We start from the raw sequence: 22,791 nt of genomic DNA on the forward strand, positions 1-22,791 counted from the left end.
GTCCGAGAAGGTTGGTGCACGCCGTGAGGCGGGTGGGCTCCGTCGGCCAGGCAGAGTGGTCGCGTGCTCGCTGTCGTCTGCCCCGGTCAGGGCGCCCAGTCCCCCGGCATGCTCGCCCCGTGGCTCGAGCTGCCGTCCGTCGCCGACTCGATCGCGCGGGCCTCCCGCACGACCGGTCTGGACCTGGTCGCCCACGGCACCACGTCCGACGCCGACACCATCCGGGACACCGCCGTCGCGCAGCCGCTCCTCGTGGCCTCCGCCCTGGCGAGCCTGCGCGCCGTGCTCGAGCTCGGTGCCGACGACGCCCTCGACATCGCCGCCCGGCGGTCCGTCGGCGTGACCGCGGGCCACTCGGTCGGCGAGCTGGCCGCGGCCGTCATCGCCGGCGTGCTGACCGACGACGAGGCCCTGCGCCTGGTGACCGTGCGTGGCTCCGCCATGGCTCGGGCCGCGGCCGCGACCCCGACCGGCATGAGCGCGGTCCTGGGCGGCGACCCGGACGAGGTCCTCGCCGCACTCGCCGCGCACGGTCTGGTCCCTGCCAACGTCAACGGCGGCGGGCAGGTCGTCGCCGCAGGCACGCTCGACGCCCTCGCGGCGTTTGCGGCCTCTCCCCCGGCCAAGGCACGCGTGATCGCGCTCCAGGTGGCCGGCGCGTTCCACACCGAGCACATGGCACCGGCGGTCGCCGAGCTGCGCGCCGCCGCCGACGACGTGATGCCGGGCGAGCCGATGGTCCCCCTGCTCACCAACTCCGACGGCACCGTCACCGCGTCGGGCGCTCGGGCGCTCGAGCTGATCGTCGCGCAGGTGGCCAACCCCGTGCGGTGGGACCTGTGCCAGGCGACCCTCCTCGAGCTCGGCGTGACCGGGCTGCTCGAGGTGGCCCCCGGAGGCGTGCTCACCGGGCTGGCCCGGCGTACGCTGCCCGGGGTCGAGACGGTCGCAGTCAAGACCCCTGCCGACCTCGACGCCGCGCGCGACCTTGTCCGTCGGCACGCCGGAAACCCCCAGAGCACCCAGGAGTCGTCGTGACCCGTCCCACCCTCACGCAGGCCACCGGACCCGCGCACTCGCGCATCCTCGGCCTCGGTGGCGTCCGCGGCGAGCGCACGGTCACCAACGACGAGCTCGTCGGCCCCATCGACTCCTCGGACGAGTGGATCCGCCAGCGCACGGGCATCATCACGCGGCGCCGGGCCGAGCCGGGCACCGACGTGCTCGACCTGGCCGAGGCCGCCGCGCTGCAGGCCATCGCGAACGCGGGCCTGACCGGCGCGGACATCGACGTGGTGATCCTCTCGACGGTCACCTACTTCCACCAGACCCCGGCGGGCGCCGCGATCATCGCGGACCGTATCGGTGCCACCCCGGCTGCGGCGTTCGACATCTCGGCCGCGTGCGCGGGGTACTGCTACGGCATCGGGCAGGCCGATGCGCTGGTCCGGGCCGGCAGCGCCCGCCACGTGCTCGTCATCGGCGCCGAGAAGATGAGTGAGTTCGTCGACCCGACCGACCGCTCCATCTCCTTCCTGCTGGGCGACGGCGCCGGCGCTGTCGTCATCGGCCCCTCGGACACGCCCGGCATCGGACCGACCATCTGGGGCTCCGACGGCAGCCAGGCGCAGGCCATCCGACAGACGCACTCCTGGCTCGCCACGCGCGACGAGGGCGCCGGCTGGCCGACGCTGCGCCAGGAGGGCCCGAGCGTCTACAAGTGGGCGGTCTGGCAGATGGCTCCCGTCGCGCAGAAGGCGATGGACGCGGCCGGTGTCACGGCGGACGAGATCGACGCCTTCATCCCGCACCAGGCGAACATGCGGATCATCGACCAGATGATCAAGACGCTCAAGCTCCCGGACACGGTCGTCGTCGGCCGCGACATCGCGGACACCGGCAACACGTCGGCCGCGTCGATCCCGCTGGCGACCGAGCGCCTGCTGCGCGAGGGTCAGGTGAGCAGCGGCGCGCTCGCCCTGCAGATCGGCTTCGGCGCCGGTCTGGTCTACGCCGCCCAGGTCGTCGTCCTGCCGTAGCAGAAATCGTCGGTGCGACCCCCGGTTGTACCGTTCGTCCCGACCCCAGTGCTTCGACCACGAAGCAGCACCACCCCGACAGAGGAGACACCGATGGCGTACAGCGAGCAGGAGATCCTGGCCGGCCTGGCCGAGATCGTCAGCGAGGAGACCGGTCTGCCCACGGACTCCGTCCTGCCCGAGAAGTCCTTCACCGACGACCTCGACATCGACTCCCTGTCGATGATGACGATCGTCACGCTCGCCGAGGAGAAGTTCGACGTGCGCATCCCCGACGACGAGGTCAAGAACCTCGCCACCGTGGGCGACGCCGTCACCTTCATCACGGGCGCCCAGGCCTGAGCCTGCGCCGCCCGGGTCGGTCCCGGGAGCACCACCCCGGGACCGACCACCTCACGACCGCCGACCTGGAGCACCGATGAGCCACGTACCCGACGTCGTCGTCACCGGACTGGGAGCCACCACGCCTCTCGGCGGGGACATCCCCAGCACCTGGGCCGCCGCGCTCGCCGGCGAGTCCGGTGCCCGACCCTTCGACAACGACTGGGTGGAGACCTACGGCCTGCCCGTCACCTTCGCGGCGACCATCAAGGTCAAGCCCGAGGACGTGCTCCCCCGGCCGGAGCTGAAGAAGATGGACCCGTCCGCGCAGTACGCGATCATCGCGGCGCGCGAGGCCTGGGCCGACGCCGGCTCCCCCGAGGTCGACCACGACCGGCTCGGCGCCGTCGTCTCGTCGGGCATCGGCGGCATCTGGACCACCCTGGACGCCTGGGACACGCTCAAGGAGAAGGGTGCCCGCCGCATCCTGCCCATGACCGTCCCCATGCTCATGCCGAACTCGCCCACCGCGTACGTGTCGCTCGAGCTCGGTGCCCGGGCCGGTGCTCACGCCCTGGTGTCCGCCTGCGCGTCGGGCGCCGAGGCCATCGGCTACGGCGTGGAGATGATCCGCACGGGCCGCGCCGACATCGTCGTGGCCGGTGGCACCGAGGCGACCATCCACCCGATGCCCATCGCCGCCTTCGCCGCGTCTCGCACCCTCTCGCTGCGCAACGACGACCCCGAGGGTGCGTCGCGTCCCTACGACGTCGACCGGGACGGCTTCGTCATCGGCGAGGGCGCCGGTGTCGTCGTCCTGGAGAGCGCGGCGCACGCTGCCGCCCGCGGCGCGCGTGTCTACGCCCGGATCGCCGGCGTCGGGCTGTCCGCCGACGGCTACCACATCACCTCCCCCGAGCCGTCGGGTGACGGCCAGATCCGGGCCATGCGGGCCGCCCTGGAGGAGTCGGGGATCGCGCAGATCGACGTCGTGCACGTCAACGCGCACGCCACGTCGACCGTCGTCGGCGACCTCATCGAGGCGCGGTCCATCCGTGGCCTGCTGGGCGACGAGGCCGACCACGTCGCGCTCTCGGCGACCAAGTCGATGACCGGGCACCTGCTCGGGGGCGCCGGCGCCCTGGAGACGATCTTCACGGTGCTCGCGCTGCACGACCGGCAGGCGCCGCCGACGATCAACGTGGAGAACCCCGACCCGGAGCTGGTCCTCGACCTCGTCCGCGACAAGCCCCGCGCCCTGCGCGACGGGGACATCGCGGCGGTGAACAACTCGTTCGGGTTCGGCGGGCACAACGTGGCGCTGGTCGTCGCCTCCGTCTGACGCGACGGAGCGCCGGCCGACGCGACAACCCCGTCCCGCGTCGACCGGCGCCCGGTCGACCCTCAGCCCACCCGGTGCAGCCAGCGCACGGGCGCGCCGGCGCCCGCGTAGCGGAACGGCTCGAGCTCGTCGTCCCACGCCTGGCCGAGCGCGAGGTCCAGCTCGGTGCGCAGGCGGACCGGGTCGGCGCTGTGCTCCAGGGCCGCGCGGATGCGGTCCTCGGGCACGACGATGTTGCCGTGCACGTCGGTGGCGGCGTGGAAGATCCCGAGCTCGGGCGTGTGGCTCCACCGGGAGCCGTCCACGCCGTGGCTGGCCTCCTCGGTGATCTCGTAGCGCAGGTGCGCCCAGCCGCGCAGCGCGGACGCCAGACGTGCGCCCGTGCCCTGGGGTCCCTGCCACGAGTGCTCCGCGCGGTAGAAGCCCGGCCCGGCCGGCTGCGCGGTCCAGTCGAACGTGGTGCGGGAGCCCAGCAGGTTGCCTGCGGCCCACTCCACGTGGGGGCACAGCGCACGCGGCGCAGAGTGCACGAAAAGTACACCGCGGGTGATCGCACCTGCCATGTCGTCCTCCTGAACGGGCTCGAGGTTCGCCTTCCCCAACGACCTCAGTCACGTTCACAGGACACGCATGACGTACAGAAAGCACTCACGGCGTGCTGGGGACAGCATGCCCGAGGAGCGTGGCGAGCGCCAGCCCCGCTCTCTCTTGTTACAGCGTGTCGCGGATGGCGCGCATGGCCTTCTTGCGCACGGAGCGCTCCAGGCGGTCGAGGTAGAGCATCCCGTCCAGGTGGTCCACCTCGTGCTGGAGGCAGCGCGCCATGAGCTCGACGCCCTGGACCACCACCTCCTTGCCGTCCAGGTCCGTACCGACCACCCGCGCGTACCAGGACCGGTGCGTCGGGTACCAGAGGCCGGGGACCGACAGGCAGCCCTCGTCGCCGTCCTGGTACTCGTCCTCCGACAGCTCGACGATGACCGGGTTGAGCACGTAGCCCACCTCGTCGTCGATGTTCCAGGAGAACGCCCGCAGGCTGACGCCGATCTGGTTCGCGGCCAGTCCGGCACGACCCTCGGTGTCCACGGTCTCGAGCAGGTCCTCGACCAGGCCGCGCACGCGGTCGTCGATGGTCGTGATCGGGTCGCAGGGGGTGCGCAGGACGGGGTCTCCGACAGTCCGGATCTCTCGCATCGCCATGGGCCGATCCTCGCACGACCAGCGGATGCACGAGGCGGACCAACGCCCCGGTGGTCGCGCCGGCCGCGCGGGTGTGAGCAGAACGACACCTACCGGGCTCGCTCCTTCCGCCAGCCGGATCTATTCTTTGTACTGACCGGTCAGTCAAGAAGGAGCCGTCCCGTGCCCAGTGCGTCCCCCCTCGAAGCCCCCGCGGTGACCGCGCGCTCGCTCGAGCTCCACGGCGACCGCGGCACCGTCTACGGCCCGGTCGACCTCGACGTCGCTCCCGGCGCGCTCACGCTGGTCCAGGGGCCCCAGGGCGCCGGTCGCACGAGCCTTCTGCTCACGCTCGCCGGTCGCATGGTGCCCGACGCGTCGTCCCGGCTCGTGGTGCTCGGCCACCGCCTCCCCGCCCAGCGTTCGCTCGTGCAGCGAGAGGTCGCCCTCGCCGGGTTCGCCGGCGTCGACGAGCTCGACGACTCGGTGACCGTCGGCGCCCACGTGCGGGAGCGGCTGGCGTGGCTGGCGCCCTGGTACCGCCGGTCACCGCGCGCGGACCAGGCGATCGTCGACCGCGCCCTCTTCCCGGTCTTCGGCGACCTGCCGGTCCCGGACGTGCAGACCGTCGTCTGGCACCTGGACGAGGTCGACGCGCTGCTCCTGCGCATCGCGCTGGCGATGGCGCAGCGCCCCGGGCTGCTCGTCGTCGACGACGTCGACCAGGTGCACGACCCCGCGCGCCGCCGCATCGTCTGGTCCCGCCTCGAGGCGCTGGCTGCGGCCGGCACCACCGTGATCGCCTCGTGCGCCGACCCCGACGAGGCCGCCGGCACCGCCTGGACAGTCCTGCCCGTGCACGCCCCCACCGACTGAAGGTTCGCGATGCTCTCCCTCACCTCCGGCACCGAGCTGCGCCGATTCGGCCGTGGACGCCTCCCCCGGCTCGCCGTCGCGGCGATGCTGGTGGTGCCGCTGCTCTACGGCGCGCTGTACCTCTGGGCGTTCTGGAACCCGACGGGGCACCTGGACGCGATGCCGGTCGCCCTGGTGAACTCCGACGCCGGTGCCGACCGGGACGGCACCCGGCTCACCGCCGGCCAGGACCTCGCGGACACGCTGACCGACGGTGGGGCGCTCGACTGGGTGGTCACCGACGCGGCCGACGCGGCCGAGGGTGTGCGCGACGGCGACTACTACTTCGCGGTCACCATCCCCGCCGACTTCTCGGCCGACCTGGCCTCGGCGGCCGGCGACCACCCGACGGCGGCGCAGATCGACGTCACCTACAACGACGCGAACTCGTTCATCGGCACCACCTTGGGCCGCACCGCCATGGACCACGTCCGGGAGGCCGTCGCCGCGACCGCCGGCGAGGAGGCCGTGGACCAGGTGCTGATCGGGCTCGGCTCGGCACGTGACGGGATGCTCGCGGCCGCCGACGGCGCGATCTCCCTGCGCGACGCGTCCGCACAGCTGGGTGACGGTGCCCAGCAGGTGGCCGACGGCGCCACCGACGCCCGCGACGGGGCGGCGCAGCTCGCCTCCGGGGCGACCGCCCTGGACGACGGTGCCGCACAGGTCGCCGACGGCGCCTCCCGGCTCGCCACGGGCAGCTCCCGGCTCGCCGAGGGCGCGAGCACAGCCGCCGGCTCGAGCACCGCGCTGGCCGCGGGGACCCGGCAGGTCGCCGACGGGGTCCACGCCACCGTGCAGCAGGTCGACGCGCTCACCGGTCGCCTGCCCGCCCTGGCCGACGGCCTCACGCAGGTCAGCGGGTATCTCTCCGCACGGGCGGCCGCCGGCGACACGAGTGCCGCTGCCCTGCTGGCCGGCCTGGCGAGCACCGACCTCCCCGACGCGGGCGACGTCGCGACGATGACCGACCAGCTGCACGCGCTCGACGCCGGCGCCACGCAGACCGCGGACGGCGCGCAGGCGCTCAGCACGGGCCTGGGCACACTGGCCGACTCGTCCGGCACGCTCGCCACCGGCGCGGCCTCCCTCGCCTCGGGCGCCCGGCAGACCGCCGACGGTGCCGACGCGCTGACCGCGGGCGCTGCCGGCCTGGCGACCGGAACCGCGACGCTCGCCGACGGTGCCGCCCAGGTGGCGGACGGCACCGGACAGCTGGGGGGCGGCGCTCAGCAGCTGGCGGACGGGCTCACGGACGGCGCGACGCAGATCCCCGACGACAGCGACGCGCAGCGCACCGCCCGCGCGGACGCCCTGGCCACTCCGGTGGCCATCGACGACGAGGACGTGGCGCCCGCCGCCAGCCTCGGCGAGGGGTTTGCTCCCCTGTTCATCCCGCTGGCCCTCTTCGTCGGCGGCCTCATCACGTGGCTCCTGCTGCGGCCGCTGCCCACGCGCGCGCTGGCTACGCCGGCGTCGGGGTGGCGCGTCGCACTCGCGGGCTACCTGCCGTCGCTGGTGATCGGTGCCGGTCAGGTGCTCCTGCTGCTCGGCGTGGTGGGGTTCGGCCTGGGCCTGAGCATCGGGCACCCCGTGGGCACGATCGCGTTCCTCCTGCTGGTCGCCGCGACGTTCCTGGCCGTCCAGCAGATGCTGCTGGCCGTCCTCGGGTCGGCGGCGGGCAAGGTGGCGACGATCGCGCTGCTCATGCTCCAGATCACCTCGGCGAGCGGCACCTATCCCGTGGAGACCACCCCGGCGTTCTTCCAGGCGATCCACCCGCTCCTGCCCATGACCTACGCGGTCGAGGGGTTGCGCGACCTGATCACCGGGACGCCCGACGCCCGCCTGTGGCGCGCCGTGGCCTTCCTCGTGGGCCTGACGATCGCCTCGCTGGCCGCGACGGCGTGGAAGGCCGGACGACTGCGGACCTGGACCGTCGCACGCCTCCACCCCGCTCTGAGCATCTGAGAGGCTGACGCCCATGCGCACGACGACCACCCGGGAGCACATCGTCGAGGCCGCGCTCGCCCTCGTCGCGGACCGCGGGTTCACGGCCACGTCGGTCGACGACATCGCGTCGGCTGCGGGCGTCGCCAAGGGCAGCGTGTTCTACAACTTCGGCTCCAAGTCCGCCTTGTTCGAGGCGATCATCACCGAGGGCGTGGGGCGGCTGACCGTCGCTCTGCGGGGTGCCACCGAGGGTCTGCACGGGGTGCTCGCGCTCGACGCGCTGGTGACCGAGCTGCTGGGGCAGATCCGCAGCCACCCGGACTTCGCCAAGCTCATGGTCGCCGAGACGTTCCGGACGGGGCGCAGCTGGCAGGACTCGATCCGGCTCGTGCGCGAGGAGGCCATGGGGGCGTTCGCCGCCGTCGTCGCCGACACGTGGCCCCACCGAGACGCCTCCCTGACCGCCGCGGCCCTGTTCGGCGCCACGCTGCTCGCCGGGCTCGAGTGGCTCGTGTTCCAGCCGGAGCGCACGCTGGACGACGTCCGGGCGGCAGTGCTCGCTACGGTGCACTGAGCGTTCCCCGCCCGACGCACGCCGTGGAGGCCCAGCCATGCCGACCGAGCCCGCACCGAACGGCGTCCACTCCGAGGTCGGACGCCTGCGCAAGGTCCTGGTCTGCGAGCCCGGTCTCGCCCACCGGCGCCTGACCCCCACCAACGCGGCGGACCTCCTGTTCGACGACGTGCTCTGGGTCGAGAACGCGATCGCCGACCACCGCGCCTTCGTCGCCCAGCTGCGGGCGCGCGACGTCGAGGTGCTGGAGCTGCACGAGGTCCTCGCGCAGACGATGGCCGTCCCCGGTGCCCGCGACTGGCTGCTCGACCGCAAGATCGTGCCGGACGACGTCGGCCTGGAGCTGGTGGACGACGCCCGCGAGTTCCTCGAGCGGCTGGAGCCTGCACGACTCGCGGAGTTCCTCATCGGCGGGCTCGCCACCACCGACATCACCGGCGGCTTCGACGACGACCACTTCGCGCTCGCCGAGTCCTCCCCCGACGCCCGCGAGTACGTCATGCCGCCGCTGCCCAACACCCTCTACACGCGCGACACCACGTGCTGGCTGTACGGCGGCGTCACGCTCAACCCGCTGTACTTCCCGGCGCGGCACGACGAGACGCTGCTGATGAAGGCGGTCTACCTGTTCCACCCGGCCTTCGCGGGGTCGACCGTGTGGTGGGGAGACCCCGAACGCCACTGGGGGCGCTCCACCATCGAGGGCGGTGACGTCATGCCGGTCGGCAACGGCACCGTGCTGGTCGGCATGAGCGAGCGCACGTCGCGCCAGGGCATCACCCAGCTCGCCGCCGCGCTGTTCGCGCAGGGGGCCGCGGAGCGCGTCGTCGTGGCGGGGATGCCCAAGCTCCGCTCGGCGATGCACCTGGACACGGTCTTCACGTTCGCCGACCGCGACGTGGTGACCCTGTACCCGAGGATCGTCGACGCGGTGCACCCGTTCACGCTGCGCCCCGGCGAGGGTGGCGGCGTGCACATCACGGACGAGGGGGACGCGCGGTTCGTCGACGTCGTCGCCCGGGCGCTGGACCTGCCGGGGCTCCGGGTGATCGAGACCGGGGGCGACGCCTACGCGTCCGAGCGGCAGCAGTGGGACAGCGGCAACAACGCGGTCGCCGTGGAGCCGGGGGTCGTCTTCACGTACGACCGCAACACGACCACCAACGCCCTGCTGCGGGCGGCCGGCGTCGAGGTCATCGAGATCCGCGGGGCGGAGCTGGGGCGCGGCCGGGGCGGCGGGCACTGCATGACCTGCCCGATCAGCCGCGACCCGGTCTAGGAATGCAAGAAGGGCCTTCCCCGACGTCGGGAAAGGCCCTTCTCGTCTAGCTGAAGAGTGAAATCACTCCGCCGCGCGCTGGGTGGGAACGCCCGTGAGGAGCGAACGCACCTCGGCCTCGTGGAAGCGGCGGTGGCCGCCGAGGGTGCGGACGGCCGAGAGCTTGCCGGCCTGGGCCCAGCGCGTGACCGTCTTGGGGTCGACGCGGAAGAGCACGGCAACCTCGCCCGGCGTGAGCAGAGCGCCCTGCGAGAGGGGGGCGTCGGTGGTGACAGCCATGATGGTTCTCCTGTCGTTCGGTAGCTCGGCTGGCCCAGTGGGCCCCGTGGCTTTGCGTCCCCGCCTTGCAGCGGGTTTGCCGTTGTCGCTGACAAAGGGAACTATGCCCGAAACTGGACGGGTGTGCAAGAACCCCGCCCGCACGTTTCGCGCGCAAACGGGTGATTTAGATCCGGCCATACCGGGCGCGAACGAACGAGTACACCCCATACGCGACGAACCCCAGCGCGACGATGACCAGCAGGACCACACCCGCGGGCTGGTCACGCAGGGTGTGGAGGGCGCCGTCGAGCCCCGTGGCCTTGGACGGGTCCGCCTGCGCGGCGGCCGTGACGAAGAGCACACCCACGATCGCCAGCGCGACACCCTTGGCCACGTAGCCGACCACGCCGAGCCGCCGCACGACAGGTCCCGCGGCGCCGGACGGCAGCCGGTGCAGGTCCTCGAGGAACTTCTTCTTCGCCCCCTTGTAGACGTGGTACGCCCCGACGCCGACGATCGCCAGGCCGAGGGCCGCCACCAGCAGCCGGCCCCCGGGTGCCCCCATGAGCTTGGCCGTCGTGTCCGCCGTCTGCGCCGAGCTGGACGAGCCGCCCCCCCGCGCGAAGCTGAGCGCAGTCAGGGCCAGGGCCAGATAGACCACCGCCCGGCCCGCCGCCTTCGCCCGCTCCCCGGCGCCACCCGAACCGGCGCCCGAGGGTGAGCCGTGGATCGCCTTGGCCACCTGCCACGCACCGAGGGCGAGGAAGGCGACCACCGAGAACCACAGGACGACGCTGCCGAAGGGCGTCGCGGCGATCGTGCCGAGAGCACCGGACTGGTCCGCCTGCTGCGCGCCGCTGCCGAGCGCCACCCGCAGCGCCAGCACCCCGATGAGGATGTGCAGGACCCCACTGACCGCGTAGCCCGCCCGCGCCGCGAGCTCCCAGCCGCGCTGGGCATTCTCCGTGCTGCTCGTCGCCACCACTGCATCTCCTTCGGCCTGGCCCCCGTCGCGCCGATCGTGGCAGGAGGGGAGCCGTCCGGCGACCGGAGAGCTCGAGCACAAGGTGGGGCAGGTGGGGCTTGAACCCACGACCCACGGATTATGAGTCCGCTGCTCTGACCGGCTGAGCTACTGCCCCGAGGCACCGCACACCCTACCGAGGCTTCACTCCGGCGCGTTGTCGAGGTCCCCGCCGAGCACGTAGGGCGTGTCGACGCCGGTGTAGGCCAGGTGCGCGACGAGTCCCTGCTGGGCGTGCGGCAGGTTGTGGCAGTGGTCCATCCAGACGCCCGGGTTGTCGGCGACGAACGCCACCTCGTAGGACTCCCCCGCGGCCAGCTCCAAGGAGTCCGTCCACCACGGGCTGCCGGTCGACGGCTCACCGCCGCGCGACAGGACGAGCAGGTGGTGGCCGTGCAGGTGCATCGGGTGGGCCTGGCCGCTGGAGTTGCGCAGGGTCATCCGCACGACGTCGCCCTCGCTCACCACGAACATCGGCACGTCCGGGTAGGTGTGGCCGTTGATCGTCCACTGCAGACCGGGGCGCCCGGCCACGAACCCCGGGCGGCGCCCGATCGCGTAGTCGAACCGGCGGTCGACGGCCCGCGGGTCGAAGCCGACGTCGGTGGGCGTGCCGTAGGTGAGCAGGTCGAGCGTGGCGCGCGGGTCGTCGCCGTCGGGTGCGTCGTCGACGGGCCCGACGACGACCGACTGCGAGCCGAGCCGGACCCTGACCGAGCCGTCGTCCGGGACGCTCACCTCGAGGTCGGCACGACCACCGCCACCGATCAGGACGGCCTGCTCGGCGACGCTGCCGGGGTCGTGGAGGTCCCGTCCGTCGAGCGCGAGGAGCCGGTAGCCGGACCCCGGCACCCAGGCACGGAGCACGCCCGACCCGGTGTTCACCACCCGCACGCGGACGCGGTCCCCCGCCGCCGCGTCCACCCGCAGGTCGGCCGTCGAGCCGTTGATCGTGGCGACCGCGCCGTAGGTGTGGACGGCCGCGACAGCCTCGACGGCGTCCCCGGGTGACTCCGGGCGGACCACGAGTGCGCCGAACAGCCCGCCCCTCACCTGGGCGTGGGACACCTGGTGCGAGTGGTACCAGTACGTGCCGGCGTCCTCGGCGACGAAGCGGTAGACGTGCGAGCCGCCCTCGGGCACGGCGTCCTGCGTGACGCCGGCGACGCCGTCCTCGGCGTTGGGCACGTCCACCCCGTGCCAGTGCAGGGTGGTGCCGTCGGGGACCGAGCGGTTGACCAAGGTGACCTGGACGAGGTCTCCGACGACCGCCTCGATCGTGGGGCCGGGCGACGTCCCGTTGAGCGTGTAGCCGGCGACGGTCCGACCGCCGACCTCGATCGGTCCAGCGTCCGCCGTCAGGGTGAGCTCGACGTCCGGGACACCGTCGGACGGACCGGTGAGCGTCGCGACACTCACGCGCGGTCCCTCCTCGGGCTCGTGGCCGTGGCCGGGGGTGGCCCCAGGCACACCGCCCGTGTCCGGGTAGCCCATGTCCATCACCGACGCGTTCGCCGGCACCAGGCTGGCCCACCAGAACCACGCGAGCGGGCCGAGCACGAGCAGGGAGGCGACGACGGCCGCGACGATGCGTCGGCGTCGGCCCAGCGCCTCCCGCTCGGTCATCGGCTCAGGCGACCGCGGCGGCGGGGGCGGAGGAGCCGGTGGTCGTCGCGCCCCGCGGCACGCGCTGGGCGGCCGTGATGCTCACCCCGAGGATCGCGAGCGCGTTGGCCCCGTGCAGTGCACCCACGACAGGGGCACCGAAGGCCACGAACGCGAGCGTGATCTGCAGCACGACCAAGCCCAGGATGATCAGGGCGTAGCGGACCGCGCCGGGGAACTTGGCGAAGAACGACACGATGAGCAGCGCGATCACCAGCAGCGGGATCACCATCGTGCCGACCATCCCGTGCATCGAGTGCCCGAGATTCCCCTCCCAGTCCGAGTCGATGACGGCGCCGCCGTCGAGGTCGTTCAGCGTGGCGAACCAGGCGTAGGCGATGGCGCCGGCCTGGACGAACACCCCGGTGGCCACCAGGTAGGCGAGCACCCGATACGCAGTCTTCATGTCATCCCTCGATCCCGTTGCGCTCCCAGGACGCGGTCGGGAACGGCCGCGCCTCCTTCCAAGATCCTCGGGGGTGCAATCAGATACTTCGTCCCGGTTTCCCACCGTTCTTCGGACGCGGTCGGGAGTGGCCACGCGGGTACCGTGAGGTCGTGGCCCTGTTCTCCCGACGCCGGATCCCCGCTGCCGACCGCAGTCGCCTCGACCTGCACCCGGGCGACACCATCCTGGTGAGCACCGAGCTCGCCGACGGCCGCCGCGCGGTCGCCTCGCGACGGGCTCTGCACCTCCTGGGACCCGACGGACCGGTCGTGCGGCACCCCTGGTCGGACGTCGACCACGGCTCCCTGGACGCCGCCACCCGCACCATGACCCTGCGCTGGGTGTCGGGCGCGTCCGAGCAGCTGACCTTCGCGGAGGTGCCCGGGTCCTACGCGTTCTCGCAGACGTTCCGGGAGCGGGTGCAGCAGTCGGTCGTGCATGCGGCGTCCGTCACGCTTCCCGGCGACCACCGCGCACGCGTCGTCCTGCGCCGTGACGAAGACGGCCGGATGTTCACGCAGGTCCTCGGCGATGCGTCCATCGACCTGTCGGACCCGGCCGTGGCAGCCATCGTCGACGCGGCGGAGGACGAGGTCCGCGACGCCGTCGGGCTCCCCCGCTGAGGCGTCCAGGGCACCCCGCAGCGGCTGCTAGAGTTTCTTCCCGCACGATCCCTCGTAGCTCAATTGGCAGAGCATCCGACTGTTAATCGGACGGTTACTGGTTCGAGTCCAGTCGAGGGAGCCAGTATCACCGCAGGCCGGGCCCCCTTTCGAGGGGGCCTTCGTGCTGTCGCGGACTGACGTTCGCGGGTGCACGTCGCGGAACTCGTCGGGCACCCGGTCGACGGCGTGCACCACGACGACGCCATGGTCCACGGCCTCCCGGACGACACCGGCGAGCAGGACCAGGCGCGTGCTCCGAGCGTGCTGCGCTCGGGATGCTCGCCGTGCGGCTGGAGCCGGAGAACGCGACGATGCATCCATGCAGGTGATCCGCGGTTTCGCCGCGCTCGTCGCAGTCGCCGTCGCGGCGGGCTGCGCGACGGGTTCGGCGGCCACCGAGGCCGACGAGGCACGCGCGCTCGCGGAGCCCGTGGCGCAGGCCGCCTCCGCGGTCGGCACCGCACAGCTGTCGGTGCAGCTGCTCGGCGACGACCGCACGTCGGCCCCCGTGACCGACACGGCACTGGTCGAATCGATCCACGTCCTCGCCGATGCGGCCGACGCCGTCACCACCTTCATCCCGAGCGACGCCACCGGCTCCGGCTGGCAGACCGACTCGCTCGACGCCGTGCAGTCGGCGCAGACGGCCGTGGCGCGGGCACGCGCCTGGGCGAACGGGACCGGCACCCGGGCGGACGCGACCACCTCGCTGGAGGACAGCGCGGACAGGCTGGACGAGATCGCCGCCACGCTGGAGACGGCGGGCGGATCGTGAAGAAGCTCCTCGGGCTCGCGCTCGGCATCCTCACCGCCATCGGTGGGTTCCTGGACATCGGGGACATGGTCACCAACGCGGTCGTCGGGTCCCGGTTCGGGCTCTCGCTCGCCTGGGTCGTCGTCGTCGGCGTCGTGGGGATCTGCCTGTTCGCCAGCATGTCCGGTCGGGTGGCCGCCGTCAGCGGGCGGGCGACGTTCGAGATCATCCGCGAACGCCTGGGGCCACGCGCGGCCGGCGCCAACCTGGCGGCGAGCTTCCTCATCAACCTGCTCACGCTGACGGCCGAGGTCGGTGGCATCGCGCTGGCCCTGCAGCTGGCCAGCAGCGTCGAGCCGCGGCTGTGGGTCCCCGTGGCCGCGCTGGCGCTGTGGCTGGTGGTGTGGCGCACCAAGTTCTCGATCATGGAGAACGTCACCGGACTCGTCGGGCTCACGCTCGTCGTGTTCGCGGTCGCGGTCTTCCAGCTCGGCCCCGACTGGAGCGAGCTCGCCGAGCAGGCGTTGCACCCGAGCGTCCCCGGCACCGAAGGCCCCGCCGTGTACTGGTACTACGCGATCGCCCTGTTCGGCGCCGCCATGACGCCGTACGAGGTGTTCTTCTTCTCCTCCGGCGCGGTCGAGGAACGGTGGACCGTCAAGGACCTGGCACAGTCGCGGCTCAACGTGCTGGTGGGCTTCCCGTTCGGCGGTGTGCTGTCGATCGCCATCGCCGCGTGCGCCGCGATCGTGTTCCTGCCCGCCGGGATCGAGGTGTCGTCGCTCTCGCAGATCGTGCTGCCGGTCGCGCTCGCCGGCGGAAAGCTGGCCCTCGCGGTCGTCATCGTCGGAATCGTCGCAGCGACGTTCGGCGCCGCTCTGGAGACCTCGCTGTCCAGCGGGTACACCTTGGCGCAGTTCATGGGCTGGTCGTGGGGCAAGTTCCGGCGGCCGGCCCGGGCCGCGCGGTTCCACCTGACGATGATCGTCTGCATCCTGGTGGCTGTCGGCGTGCTGATGACCAGCGTCGACCCCATCAAGGTCACCGAGTTCTCGGTCGTCTTCTCCGCCATCGCCCTACCGCTGACCTACCTGCCGATCCTCGTGGTGGCGAACGACCCGGAGTACATGGGCGAGCACCTCAACGGCCGGGTCACCAACGGGTTCGCGCTGGTGTACCTGGTGATCATCGTGGCGGCGTCCGTCGCCGCGATCCCTCTGATGATCGCGACGGGAGCCGGATCGTGAGCCTTCCCCCCGACGAGCACCCCCGCGGACTCGCGCTCGACGCGCGCCTTCACCTGCTCGACCGGCAGGTCCTCGACGTCGACGGCGTCCCGGTGTGCACGGTCGACGACCTCGAGCTGCACGGCATCGACGGCGCCGACCTCCCCGACGGGACCCAGACCGTCGTCGTGACGTCGCTCTTGAGCGGGGCCGTGCTGGCCACGCGCATCTTCGGCGGGAGACCACCGCCATCCCGCTGGCACCGGATCCGGTGGGCACACGTCGCCGACGTCGGCACCACGGTCACGCTCGGGGTGCACGGCGACGAGCTTGACGTCACCTGGCAGGAACGATGGGTCCGCGACCACGTCATCCGCCGCATCCCCGGGGGCAGCCATGATCCTGGGTGACCTTCTGGACTCCCCGGTCCGCGACGCCGACGGCCGCGCCCTCGGGTACGTCGTCGACGTCCGCTTCGTCATGGAAGGCCCTGTCGACGGACTCCTCGCGGCGCTGCGCCTGCACGGTCTGCTGGTCAGTCCGCGCACGGGCACGTCGTTCCTCGGGTACGAGCGCACCGGCGTCAATGCCCCCGCGCTGCTCGCCCGGTGGTTCGCCTGGCGGCACCGTGGCACGTTCCTGGTGCACTGGGACGACGTCCAGGCCGTCACCCGGGACGCCGTGGTGCTGCACGCGGGACACCGCCGATACGCGCCCGACCTACCGGGCGGGCGCGGCAGGTCGGGCTGACCAGCGTCTCCCTGTGGTGGCACGGCGGTCCGAGGAGCACGGGCGGGCGCGCATCGTCCGTCGTCCGTCGTCCGTCGCCTCCGTCAGCACCGAGCCGGCGACGAGAGCCGCCTACAGTGAGCCGCAGGCTTGCAGGTGACCTCGGCCCGTGAGGGGCGGATCGGTATGGAACCGAACGACGACCGCACCAGCCGCGCGGCTCAACCGCTCGCCGCCTTGACCACGCTCCTGCGGCGCACCCACCTCGCCCCACCCGATCTGCTCCCCGACGCCGTCCGGGACGGCATCGCCCACCTCGGCGCTCAGGCGGTCATCTATCTCGCCGACTACTCCCACACCCTCCTCGTCCCGGTACAGGCGGAAGGGGACGGCCTGGCGACGCTGCCGATCGACTCCACGCTGGCGGGCCGTGCGTACCGGATGGTGACGGTCCAGACCACGACGGCCGACGGCGATCCGCACCTGTGGATGCCGATCATCGACGGCGTGGAGAGGCTCGGGGTGCTCAAGATCGTCGTCCGCGACGCGACGACCTTGGAGGACATCGCGTTCCAGCGACAGTGCTGGTGGTTCACGCACTACCTCGGCCATCTGATCTCGGTGATGGACGCGTTCGGAGACGGCGTCGACAGTGTCCGGCGTCAGGTACCCCGCACCCTGTCGGCCGAGCTGATCTGGCAGCTGCTGCCACCGCTGACGGCGGGCACCGACAAGATTCTCGTGAGCGGCAGGCTCGAGCCCTCCAGTGCCGTCGGCGGAGACGTGTTCGACTATGCGCTCTCGGACGCCACAGCACAGTTCGCGATCCTCGATGCGACCGGGCACGATCTCCACTCCGGCCTGGCCGCCGCGACCGCGCTCTCCGCGTATCGCAACGCACGCCGTCAGGGTCATGGCCTGTTCGAGCAGACCGAGTCGATCCACCGCTCCGTGCGTGACGCGTTCGGGGGCACCCTGTTCGCCACCGGGTTCCTGGCGCGCCTCGACCTGCACTCCGGGCTCTTGCGCTACCTGTCTGCCGGGCACCCTCCTGCGTTGCTGCTCCGCGGCGGGCGCGTCGTGAAAGTGCTCGACGCCGGACACCGACCGCTCCTTGGCCTGGACATGCGCAGTGCGAACATCGCCGAGGAGGCGCTCGAACCCGACGATCTGCTCGCGCTCTATACCGACGGCATCACCGAGGCCCGCGACGGAGCGGGAGAGTTCTTCGGGATCGAGCGACTGCAGGACTTCCTGGAACGTGAGACCGCAGAAGGCACCCCGCTGCCAGAGATCGTGCGACGCGTGTGCCGACGGATCCTCGAGCACCAGAACGGTGTGCTGCAGGACGACGCCACCATGCTGCTCGTGCAGTGGACCCGCACCGGCCAGCACCTACTCGATCCCGTGCGATGAGCACGCCGACCTGAGCGCGGGCCCTAGAGGCGGTCTCGGAGCCTTGCTGTCGACCTCAGGCCTGGATGAGCGGGCCGTGGGCGTCGGGGTTGTCCGGGTCCTGGATGGCAGGCGGAGAGTCGGCCGGGCTCTTGTCAGGCAGGCCGTCCAGCTCGTCGGGCAGGTCCGGGGTGTCGGGGTTGTCGGGGACCGGGATGCTCATTGCGCACCTCCTCGTTGTGGTCAACCCACGGTAGGCACCTCGATCCTCGCGCGCGCGGCGACCGATGCCTCGAGAGCACGGGATGCAGCACCGCATCCCGTGGACCACAGTGGAGTTCTTCGACGCTACGAGGGGAGCAGATGTGAGCGACGACAGGGAGACTCCCAGCCGCGCGGACGACACGCCTCCGTTGCCCGGCTCGACCCCCGCGCAGGGCGAACCCGATCAAGGTGACAACCAGGACGTCCCTGCGCGGAAGATCTACCCGACCGACCCGACCGGGGCCGAGCCGGCGTGAGTTCCATGACCACACCTGCAACCGCGGGAGTCGCTGAAGTCAGCCTGGTCCGGCACGGCGAGAGCGTGGGCAACGTCGCCGCCACCGCCGCAGAGCACGCGGGCCTCGAGATCATTGATCTCGACACCCGCGATGCGGACACTCCACTGTCACCCCGCGGCGCCGAACAAGCCACAGCTCTCGGAACCTGGCTTCGCGAGCACCGGGAGGGCACGGGACCCGAGATCATCTGGTGCTCTCCCTATGTGCGCGCGGTGCAGACCGCGACGATCGCCCTGCACGCCGCGAGTTCCGACCTCGCAGTTCGATTCGACGAGCGCCTACGCGACCGGGAGCTGGGGATCCTCGATCTGCTCACCACGACTGGTGTCGACGCCCGGTACCCGGCCGAGGCAGCCCGCCGTCGCCACATGGGCAAGTTCTACTACCGGCCACCCGGCGGAGAGTCCTGGGCAGACCTCGCCCTCCGGATCCGGGGCGTCCTGTCCGACCTCGATCGCATCGAGCCAGGCAGGCGGGTGCTCGTCGTCGCGCACGACGCCGTCATCATGACCATCCGCTACGTGTGCGAGTCCCTCACCGAGGCGGAGGTCCTCGACCTGACGCGCCACAACCCCGTGCGGAACGCCGCCGTCACCCGACTCGTGCGCACCTCACCCGGTGCGGACTGGTCTCTGGCGGCATTCAACGAGGACGACCACCTCGAGCGTGAGGGCGCACCGGTGACCACCCACGCTGGGGACCGCGATGCCTTCCCGCACTGAGCTGATCACCCCGGCGCTGCTGCGCGACTGGCCGCTGCCTGCAGGCGCCACCTCGAAGTACGGCCGCGGGCAGGTCGTCATCGTAGGCGGAGCCCGCTCGACGCCCGGGGCGGCGCTGCTCGCCGGAGTCGCGGCCCTCCGCGTCGGCGCCGGACGGCTCAGCCTGGCGGTCGCCCGCTCCGTGGCGGTCCCGCTCGCGATCGAGCTGCCCGAAGCCGGTGTGACCGGCCTGCCCGAGACCGAGAACGGATGCCCGGACGGCACCGGCACCGACCGGCTGACGGACGACCTGCGCACCGCCGACGCCGTCCTGATCGGACCGGGCCTGGACGACCCCGATCGCACCATCGACCTGCTCGACGCACTCGGCGACTCCATCCCCCGCACGGCGGCCGTCCTCCTGGACGCCTTCGCACTTGGAGTTCTCCCTCGGACACCCGAGACCGCCGAACGGCTCGCAGGTCGACTCGTCCTGACACCGAACCCGAAGGAAGCCGCGCTCCTGCTCGGCGTCGAGACGGTCGACGACCGCACGTGTGCACGCATCGCCGCGAAGTATGGAGCGGTCGTCACCTGCCAGGGCCGGATCGCGGACCCTGACGGTTCCCAGTGGGAGGTGTCGACCGGGCTCCCAGGTCTGGCCACGTCGGGCAGCGGCGACGTCCTGGCCGGAACCCTCGTCGGCCTCCTGGCCCGGGGCGCTACGCCGGCGCAGGCCGCGTGCTGGGCCACCCACCTGCATGCCGCTGCCGGCGACCGGCTCGCGACACGCATCGGGCACCTCGGGTACCTGGCGCGCGAGCTTCCCGCCGAGCTGCCCACCCTGCTCGGCGAGCTCGCCCGATAGCTCTTCCCCTCTCCGGCACTGAACCGGGAAGAGCCGCGCGTCCGCGCCCGGCCGCGAGATGCCGATCGAGCACTGGGAAGAGGCGCGGCGCCCACGCGCCCTGGACGGCGCACCTGCACCAGGCCTAGGTCGCGTCGAGGCTCAGACCACGGCCGGGTCGGGCACGAAGCCGGGGATGTCCTCGACGCGGTGATAGACGGGCAGTCCGCGGTCGTGCGCGATCGCGACGTCCTGGTCGGCCCCCGTGGACTCCCCCTCCAGGCGCAGGACCGCGTCGCAGTGCTGGAGCAGACGCTCCGCGGTGGGGTACATCACGGACTGGGCCAGCGGGCTGAGCGGACCGTCCGCGCCGGCGCTCTGGAGCACGGGCAGCGCCACCCACTCGCCGATCATGGGGAGGTGGCCGCTGCGGAAGATGGGCCAGGCGGCCTCTCCGAGACGGTCGAGGTTCCGGGCCATCAGCGCGGGATCGTCGCCGGTCCCGGAGCGGTAGGGGCCGGCGATCAGGATCAGCATGGGTGCGTTCGTCATGTGCAGTAGTATGCACGAGTCGGAACAAACATGGAGGATCGTGCATATGTTGGCCGCGCAACGCAAGGACCTGCTGCTCGATCGTCTGCGCGCCGACGGGCGGCTCGTGGCCAAGGACCTGGCGGTCGAGCTGGACACGTCCGAGGACACGATCCGGCGCGACCTGCGCGAGCTCGCCGTCGCCGGGCTCTGCCAGCGCGTGTACGGCGGGGCCATCCCGATCGCGCCGGCAGCCGCGAGCTACGCACGCCGGCAGGAGATCGCCACGGACAGCAAGCAGCGCGTCGCCGCCGCCTGCCTCGAGCTCGTCCAGCCGGGGAGCACGCTCCTCCTGGACGGCGGCACCACCGCGCTCGAGGTCGCCCGGATGCTGCCGCGCGACGACGGACTCACCGTGATCACCCACAGCCCGACGATCGCCGTCGCGCTCGTCGACCACCCGGCCGAGGTCTTCCTCCTGGGTGGCCGGCTGTTCAAGCACTCCGTCGTGGCGTCGGGCGCGGCCGCCGCCGAGGCGGCGTCGCAGGTCACGGCCGACCTGTTCCTGCTGGGCGTGACAGGCGTGCGGCCCGACACGGGCCTCACGACGGGTGACGTCGACGAGGCCGCGATGAAGCGCACCCTCGCGCGCCGGGCGGCTCAGACCTGGGTGATGGCGAGCGAGGAGAAGATCGGCGCCGCGTCACCGTTCCGCGTCCTCGGGCTCGACGAGGTCGCCGGGATCGTCAGCGATGCCGACCCCGCGCACCCCGTGCTCACCGAGCTCCAGCGCGCCGGGGTCCAGGTGCTGCACGCCTGATCTTCTCCCCGCCGCACGGGACGAACGGGGGCAAGTCGTCCTAGCCTGGGCAGTGAGGTGAGGGCGATGCACGCAGAGGTCGGTGACAAGGTCGTCATCCACGGCCGGACGGTCGGGACGGCCGATCGTGGCGGGACCGTGATCGAGGCGCGGGGCACAGACGGTCCGTACGTCGTGCGCTTCGACGACGGGCACGAGACGCTCGTGTTCCCGGGGCCGGATCTGACGGTGGTGCGGACGACGCCCTGACGAGTGCCGCGACCACGCGGTGGGCACGCGAGCGGATCAGCCTGCAAGCGCCGCCCGCAGGAACGCGATGTCCTCCGCCTGGCTCTCCGACGGCGTCTCCACGAGCGCGTCGCACCCCGCCTCCCGGACGACGTGCGCGATGAGCTCGGGCGGGATCGTGCCGGTGGCGAAGCCCGCGTGGCGGTCGCGCGCGGAGCCGGCCGGATCGCGCGAGCTGTTGGCGTGCACCAGGTCGACCCGACCGGTGATGGCTCGCACGCGCTCCACGACGGTCTCGAGGTCCTCCCCCGCGGCCCAGGCGTGGCAGGTGTCCAGGCACAGGCCGACGTCGTACTCCCCGATCGCGTCCCAGAGCATCGCGATCCGGTCCAGGGTGCGCGCGCACGCGTTCTCCCCGCCGGCGGTGTTCTCCACGAGCACCCGGACGGGGAACGTGGCGCGCTCGAACGTCTTGCGCCAGTTGTCGATCCCGACGGCGATGTCGTCGCCGTCTCCGACGTGCCCCCCGTGCACGACGAGCCCGCGCGCGCCGAGCTCGGCGGCAGCGGCGGCGTGCTGCGCGATCATGTTCCGGCTCGGGATGCGGATCCGGTTGTTGGTCGACGCGACGTTGACCAGGTAGGGAGCGTGCGCGTACACCCCGAGCCCGGAGGCCACCAGCGCGCTCGCGTCGTCCCGCGGCACGGGCTTCTTCCACCCTTGCGGGTCCGCCAGGAACAGCTGCACGCAGTCCGCGCCCGTCTCGGCGGCCGCCGCCACCGGGTCGTCGCCTCGCACGTGGGCGCCGATGAGCACCACGTCCGCCTCCCTCCGCTCGACTCGCGCCAGGCTAGTCCAGCGGGGTGACAGCCCGAGGTCGAGCTACGCGGCCATGCCGTAGCCGGAGCCGCGGCGACGGACCCGCGCGCCGTCGTCGACCAGCTGGTCGGGTTCCACGCGCGCCCGGGGCTCGACCAGGACGTCTCGGCCGATCCGCGCACCGGGTCCGATCCGCGCCCCGTCGCCGACGCGCGTGCCGGCCCCGACGTGCACGTTGCGGTCGATCGTCACGCCCTCACCGATCGCGACGCCGGCGTCGACCCAGCTGCCGGCGCCGACACGGGACCCGTCCCCGACGACGGCACCGGCCTCGACGTAGGCGGTCTCAGCGAGCCAGGCTCCTTCGTGGACGCGCGCCGTCGGGGCTACCAGGCCCCGGCCGTTGTCGTGGCGCAGGTACCGGACCACCTGGCCCTGGTCGTCCTCGAACTCCACGCGGCCTGCCGTACGTCGGGTCATGGTGCTCCTCGTCGCTAGTCATCATCATTCTCG

28 protein-coding genes, 2 tRNA genes and 1 riboswitch are annotated in these 22,791 nt (G+C 72.3%); of the genes, 19 read left to right on the top strand and 11 right to left on the bottom strand.

Annotation, left to right across the window (positions count from 1 at the left end; genetic code table 11):
• Positions 1-63: 63 nt before the first annotated feature.
• The 4 genes from ACO06A_RS00080 to ACO06A_RS00095 all read left to right on the top strand — a co-directional run bounded on the left by ACO06A_RS00080 (position 64) and on the right by ACO06A_RS00095 (position 3,702).
• Entirely contained in the window at positions 64-1,038 is a 975-nt protein-coding gene (locus ACO06A_RS00080) for an ACP S-malonyltransferase (RefSeq protein ID WP_421734147.1), read from the top strand.
• Positions 1,035-2,039 (top strand): beta-ketoacyl-ACP synthase 3, encoded by a 1,005-nt coding sequence (locus ACO06A_RS00085; protein ID WP_175346077.1) that lies wholly within the window; start codon positions 1,035-1,037, stop codon positions 2,037-2,039. The genes ACO06A_RS00080 and ACO06A_RS00085 overlap by 4 nt, the downstream gene beginning before the upstream one ends.
• Positions 2,040-2,132: 93 nt before the next feature.
• Positions 2,133-2,381 carry an acyl carrier protein gene (locus tag ACO06A_RS00090; RefSeq protein WP_055913595.1) on the top strand — a complete coding sequence of 83 codons (249 nt, stop codon included), beginning with the start codon at positions 2,133-2,135 and terminating at the stop codon, positions 2,379-2,381.
• 76 nt (positions 2,382-2,457) lie between these two features.
• Positions 2,458-3,702: a beta-ketoacyl-[acyl-carrier-protein] synthase family protein gene (locus ACO06A_RS00095; RefSeq protein ID WP_421734148.1), complete on the top strand. Its 1,245-nt coding sequence runs from the start codon at positions 2,458-2,460 to the stop codon at positions 3,700-3,702.
• Between the two features lie 62 nt (positions 3,703-3,764).
• On the opposite strand, the gene ACO06A_RS00100 is transcribed toward ACO06A_RS00095, so the two are convergent.
• Positions 3,765-4,265: a DUF3145 domain-containing protein gene (locus ACO06A_RS00100; protein WP_175346079.1), complete on the bottom strand. Its 501-nt coding sequence runs from the start codon at positions 4,263-4,265 to the stop codon at positions 3,765-3,767.
• 148 nt (positions 4,266-4,413) lie between these two features.
• Entirely contained in the window at positions 4,414-4,902 is a 489-nt protein-coding gene (gene def, locus ACO06A_RS00105) for a peptide deformylase (RefSeq protein ID WP_175346080.1), read from the bottom strand.
• 162 nt (positions 4,903-5,064) lie between these two features.
• Here def and ACO06A_RS00110 point away from each other — a divergent pair, with 162 nt between their 5' ends.
• The 4 genes from ACO06A_RS00110 to ACO06A_RS00125 are packed head-to-tail and all read left to right on the top strand — an operon-like array spanning position 5,065 to position 9,602.
• The gene (locus ACO06A_RS00110; protein WP_421734149.1) at positions 5,065-5,757 is read left to right on the top strand and encodes an AAA family ATPase; all 693 of its coding nucleotides are present in this window, start codon (positions 5,065-5,067) and stop codon (positions 5,755-5,757) included.
• Between the two features lie 9 nt (positions 5,758-5,766).
• On the top strand, positions 5,767-7,767 hold the full coding sequence (locus ACO06A_RS00115) for a YhgE/Pip family protein (protein WP_421734150.1): 2,001 nt from the start codon (positions 5,767-5,769) through the stop codon (positions 7,765-7,767).
• A gap of 13 nt (positions 7,768-7,780) precedes the next feature.
• Positions 7,781-8,323: a TetR/AcrR family transcriptional regulator gene (locus ACO06A_RS00120; protein WP_421734151.1), complete on the top strand. Its 543-nt coding sequence runs from the start codon at positions 7,781-7,783 to the stop codon at positions 8,321-8,323.
• A gap of 37 nt (positions 8,324-8,360) precedes the next feature.
• The gene (locus tag ACO06A_RS00125; RefSeq protein WP_421734152.1) at positions 8,361-9,602 is read left to right on the top strand and encodes an arginine deiminase; all 1,242 of its coding nucleotides are present in this window, start codon (positions 8,361-8,363) and stop codon (positions 9,600-9,602) included.
• Between the two features lie 63 nt (positions 9,603-9,665).
• Here the strand turns inward: ACO06A_RS00125 and ACO06A_RS00130 are convergent, their stop codons facing one another.
• The 5 genes from ACO06A_RS00130 to ACO06A_RS00150 all read right to left on the bottom strand — a co-directional run bounded on the left by ACO06A_RS00130 (position 9,666) and on the right by ACO06A_RS00150 (position 12,958).
• Positions 9,666-9,881 carry a BldC family transcriptional regulator gene (locus ACO06A_RS00130; RefSeq protein ID WP_421734153.1) on the bottom strand — a complete coding sequence of 72 codons (216 nt, stop codon included), beginning with the start codon at positions 9,879-9,881 and terminating at the stop codon, positions 9,666-9,668.
• 16 nt (positions 9,882-9,897) lie between these two features.
• A riboswitch (cyclic di-GMP riboswitch) is annotated at positions 9,898-9,972 on the bottom strand.
• 75 nt (positions 9,973-10,047) lie between these two features.
• Positions 10,048-10,848 carry a DUF1206 domain-containing protein gene (locus tag ACO06A_RS00135; protein WP_421734154.1) on the bottom strand — a complete coding sequence of 267 codons (801 nt, stop codon included), beginning with the start codon at positions 10,846-10,848 and terminating at the stop codon, positions 10,048-10,050.
• A gap of 83 nt (positions 10,849-10,931) precedes the next feature.
• Positions 10,932-11,005, bottom strand: a tRNA-Ile gene (locus tag ACO06A_RS00140).
• Positions 11,006-11,031: 26 nt separating this feature from the next.
• On the bottom strand, positions 11,032-12,513 hold the full coding sequence (locus ACO06A_RS00145; protein WP_421734155.1) for a multicopper oxidase family protein: 1,482 nt from the start codon (positions 12,511-12,513) through the stop codon (positions 11,032-11,034).
• Between the two features lie 4 nt (positions 12,514-12,517).
• A complete protein-coding gene (locus ACO06A_RS00150) occupies positions 12,518-12,958 on the bottom strand; it encodes a hypothetical protein (protein ID WP_421734156.1) in 441 nt (146 codons plus the stop codon).
• A 152-nt stretch (positions 12,959-13,110) separates the two neighbouring features.
• Between ACO06A_RS00150 and ACO06A_RS00155 the strand changes: the two genes are divergently transcribed.
• From ACO06A_RS00155 to ACO06A_RS00185, 7 genes are all read left to right on the top strand, one after another.
• A complete protein-coding gene (locus tag ACO06A_RS00155; RefSeq protein ID WP_421734157.1) occupies positions 13,111-13,623 on the top strand; it encodes a hypothetical protein in 513 nt (170 codons plus the stop codon).
• 48 nt (positions 13,624-13,671) lie between these two features.
• Positions 13,672-13,747, top strand: a tRNA-Asn gene (locus ACO06A_RS00160).
• A gap of 237 nt (positions 13,748-13,984) precedes the next feature.
• Entirely contained in the window at positions 13,985-14,440 is a 456-nt protein-coding gene (locus ACO06A_RS00165; protein WP_421734158.1) for a hypothetical protein, read from the top strand.
• On the top strand, positions 14,437-15,666 hold the full coding sequence (locus tag ACO06A_RS00170; protein ID WP_421734159.1) for an NRAMP family divalent metal transporter: 1,230 nt from the start codon (positions 14,437-14,439) through the stop codon (positions 15,664-15,666). Before ACO06A_RS00165 ends, ACO06A_RS00170 begins: the two co-directional genes overlap by 4 nt.
• Entirely contained in the window at positions 15,663-16,055 is a 393-nt protein-coding gene (locus ACO06A_RS00175) for a hypothetical protein (protein WP_421734160.1), read from the top strand. Before ACO06A_RS00170 ends, ACO06A_RS00175 begins: the two co-directional genes overlap by 4 nt.
• On the top strand, positions 16,042-16,395 hold the full coding sequence (locus ACO06A_RS00180; protein WP_421734161.1) for a PRC-barrel domain-containing protein: 354 nt from the start codon (positions 16,042-16,044) through the stop codon (positions 16,393-16,395). The genes ACO06A_RS00175 and ACO06A_RS00180 overlap by 14 nt, the downstream gene beginning before the upstream one ends.
• 165 nt (positions 16,396-16,560) lie before the next feature.
• Positions 16,561-17,790 (top strand): PP2C family protein-serine/threonine phosphatase, encoded by a 1,230-nt coding sequence (locus ACO06A_RS00185; protein WP_421734162.1) that lies wholly within the window; start codon positions 16,561-16,563, stop codon positions 17,788-17,790.
• Positions 17,791-17,845: 55 nt separating this feature from the next.
• Here ACO06A_RS00185 and ACO06A_RS00190 read toward each other — a convergent pair whose 3' ends face one another.
• Positions 17,846-17,992, bottom strand: coding sequence for a hypothetical protein (locus ACO06A_RS00190; protein ID WP_421734163.1), 147 nt, complete (start codon positions 17,990-17,992; stop codon positions 17,846-17,848).
• Between the two features lie 303 nt (positions 17,993-18,295).
• Here ACO06A_RS00190 and ACO06A_RS00195 point away from each other — a divergent pair, with 303 nt between their 5' ends.
• Positions 18,296-19,054 (top strand): histidine phosphatase family protein, encoded by a 759-nt coding sequence (locus tag ACO06A_RS00195; RefSeq protein ID WP_421734164.1) that lies wholly within the window; start codon positions 18,296-18,298, stop codon positions 19,052-19,054.
• Positions 19,038-19,901, top strand: coding sequence for an NAD(P)H-hydrate dehydratase (locus ACO06A_RS00200; RefSeq protein WP_421734165.1), 864 nt, complete (start codon positions 19,038-19,040; stop codon positions 19,899-19,901). Before ACO06A_RS00195 ends, ACO06A_RS00200 begins: the two co-directional genes overlap by 17 nt.
• Before the next feature lie 141 nt (positions 19,902-20,042).
• Here ACO06A_RS00200 and ACO06A_RS00205 read toward each other — a convergent pair whose 3' ends face one another.
• Positions 20,043-20,432: a DUF4406 domain-containing protein gene (locus ACO06A_RS00205; RefSeq protein ID WP_421734166.1), complete on the bottom strand. Its 390-nt coding sequence runs from the start codon at positions 20,430-20,432 to the stop codon at positions 20,043-20,045.
• A 46-nt stretch (positions 20,433-20,478) separates the two neighbouring features.
• Here ACO06A_RS00205 and ACO06A_RS00210 point away from each other — a divergent pair, with 46 nt between their 5' ends.
• On the top strand, positions 20,479-21,231 hold the full coding sequence (locus ACO06A_RS00210) for a DeoR/GlpR family DNA-binding transcription regulator (RefSeq protein ID WP_421734167.1): 753 nt from the start codon (positions 20,479-20,481) through the stop codon (positions 21,229-21,231).
• 66 nt (positions 21,232-21,297) lie between these two features.
• Positions 21,298-21,480: a DUF1918 domain-containing protein gene (locus ACO06A_RS00215; RefSeq protein WP_421734168.1), complete on the top strand. Its 183-nt coding sequence runs from the start codon at positions 21,298-21,300 to the stop codon at positions 21,478-21,480.
• 36 nt (positions 21,481-21,516) lie between these two features.
• Here ACO06A_RS00215 and ACO06A_RS00220 read toward each other — a convergent pair whose 3' ends face one another.
• Positions 21,517-22,278: a deoxyribonuclease IV gene (locus ACO06A_RS00220; RefSeq protein ID WP_421734169.1), complete on the bottom strand. Its 762-nt coding sequence runs from the start codon at positions 22,276-22,278 to the stop codon at positions 21,517-21,519.
• A 63-nt stretch (positions 22,279-22,341) separates the two neighbouring features.
• Positions 22,342-22,758, bottom strand: coding sequence for a transferase (locus tag ACO06A_RS00225; protein WP_421734170.1), 417 nt, complete (start codon positions 22,756-22,758; stop codon positions 22,342-22,344).
• Between the last annotated feature and the right edge of the window lie 33 nt (positions 22,759-22,791).

It is taken from the genome of Cellulomonas sp., from assembly GCF_965229465.1.
Lineage (GTDB): Bacteria > Actinomycetota > Actinomycetes > Actinomycetales > Cellulomonadaceae > Cellulomonas.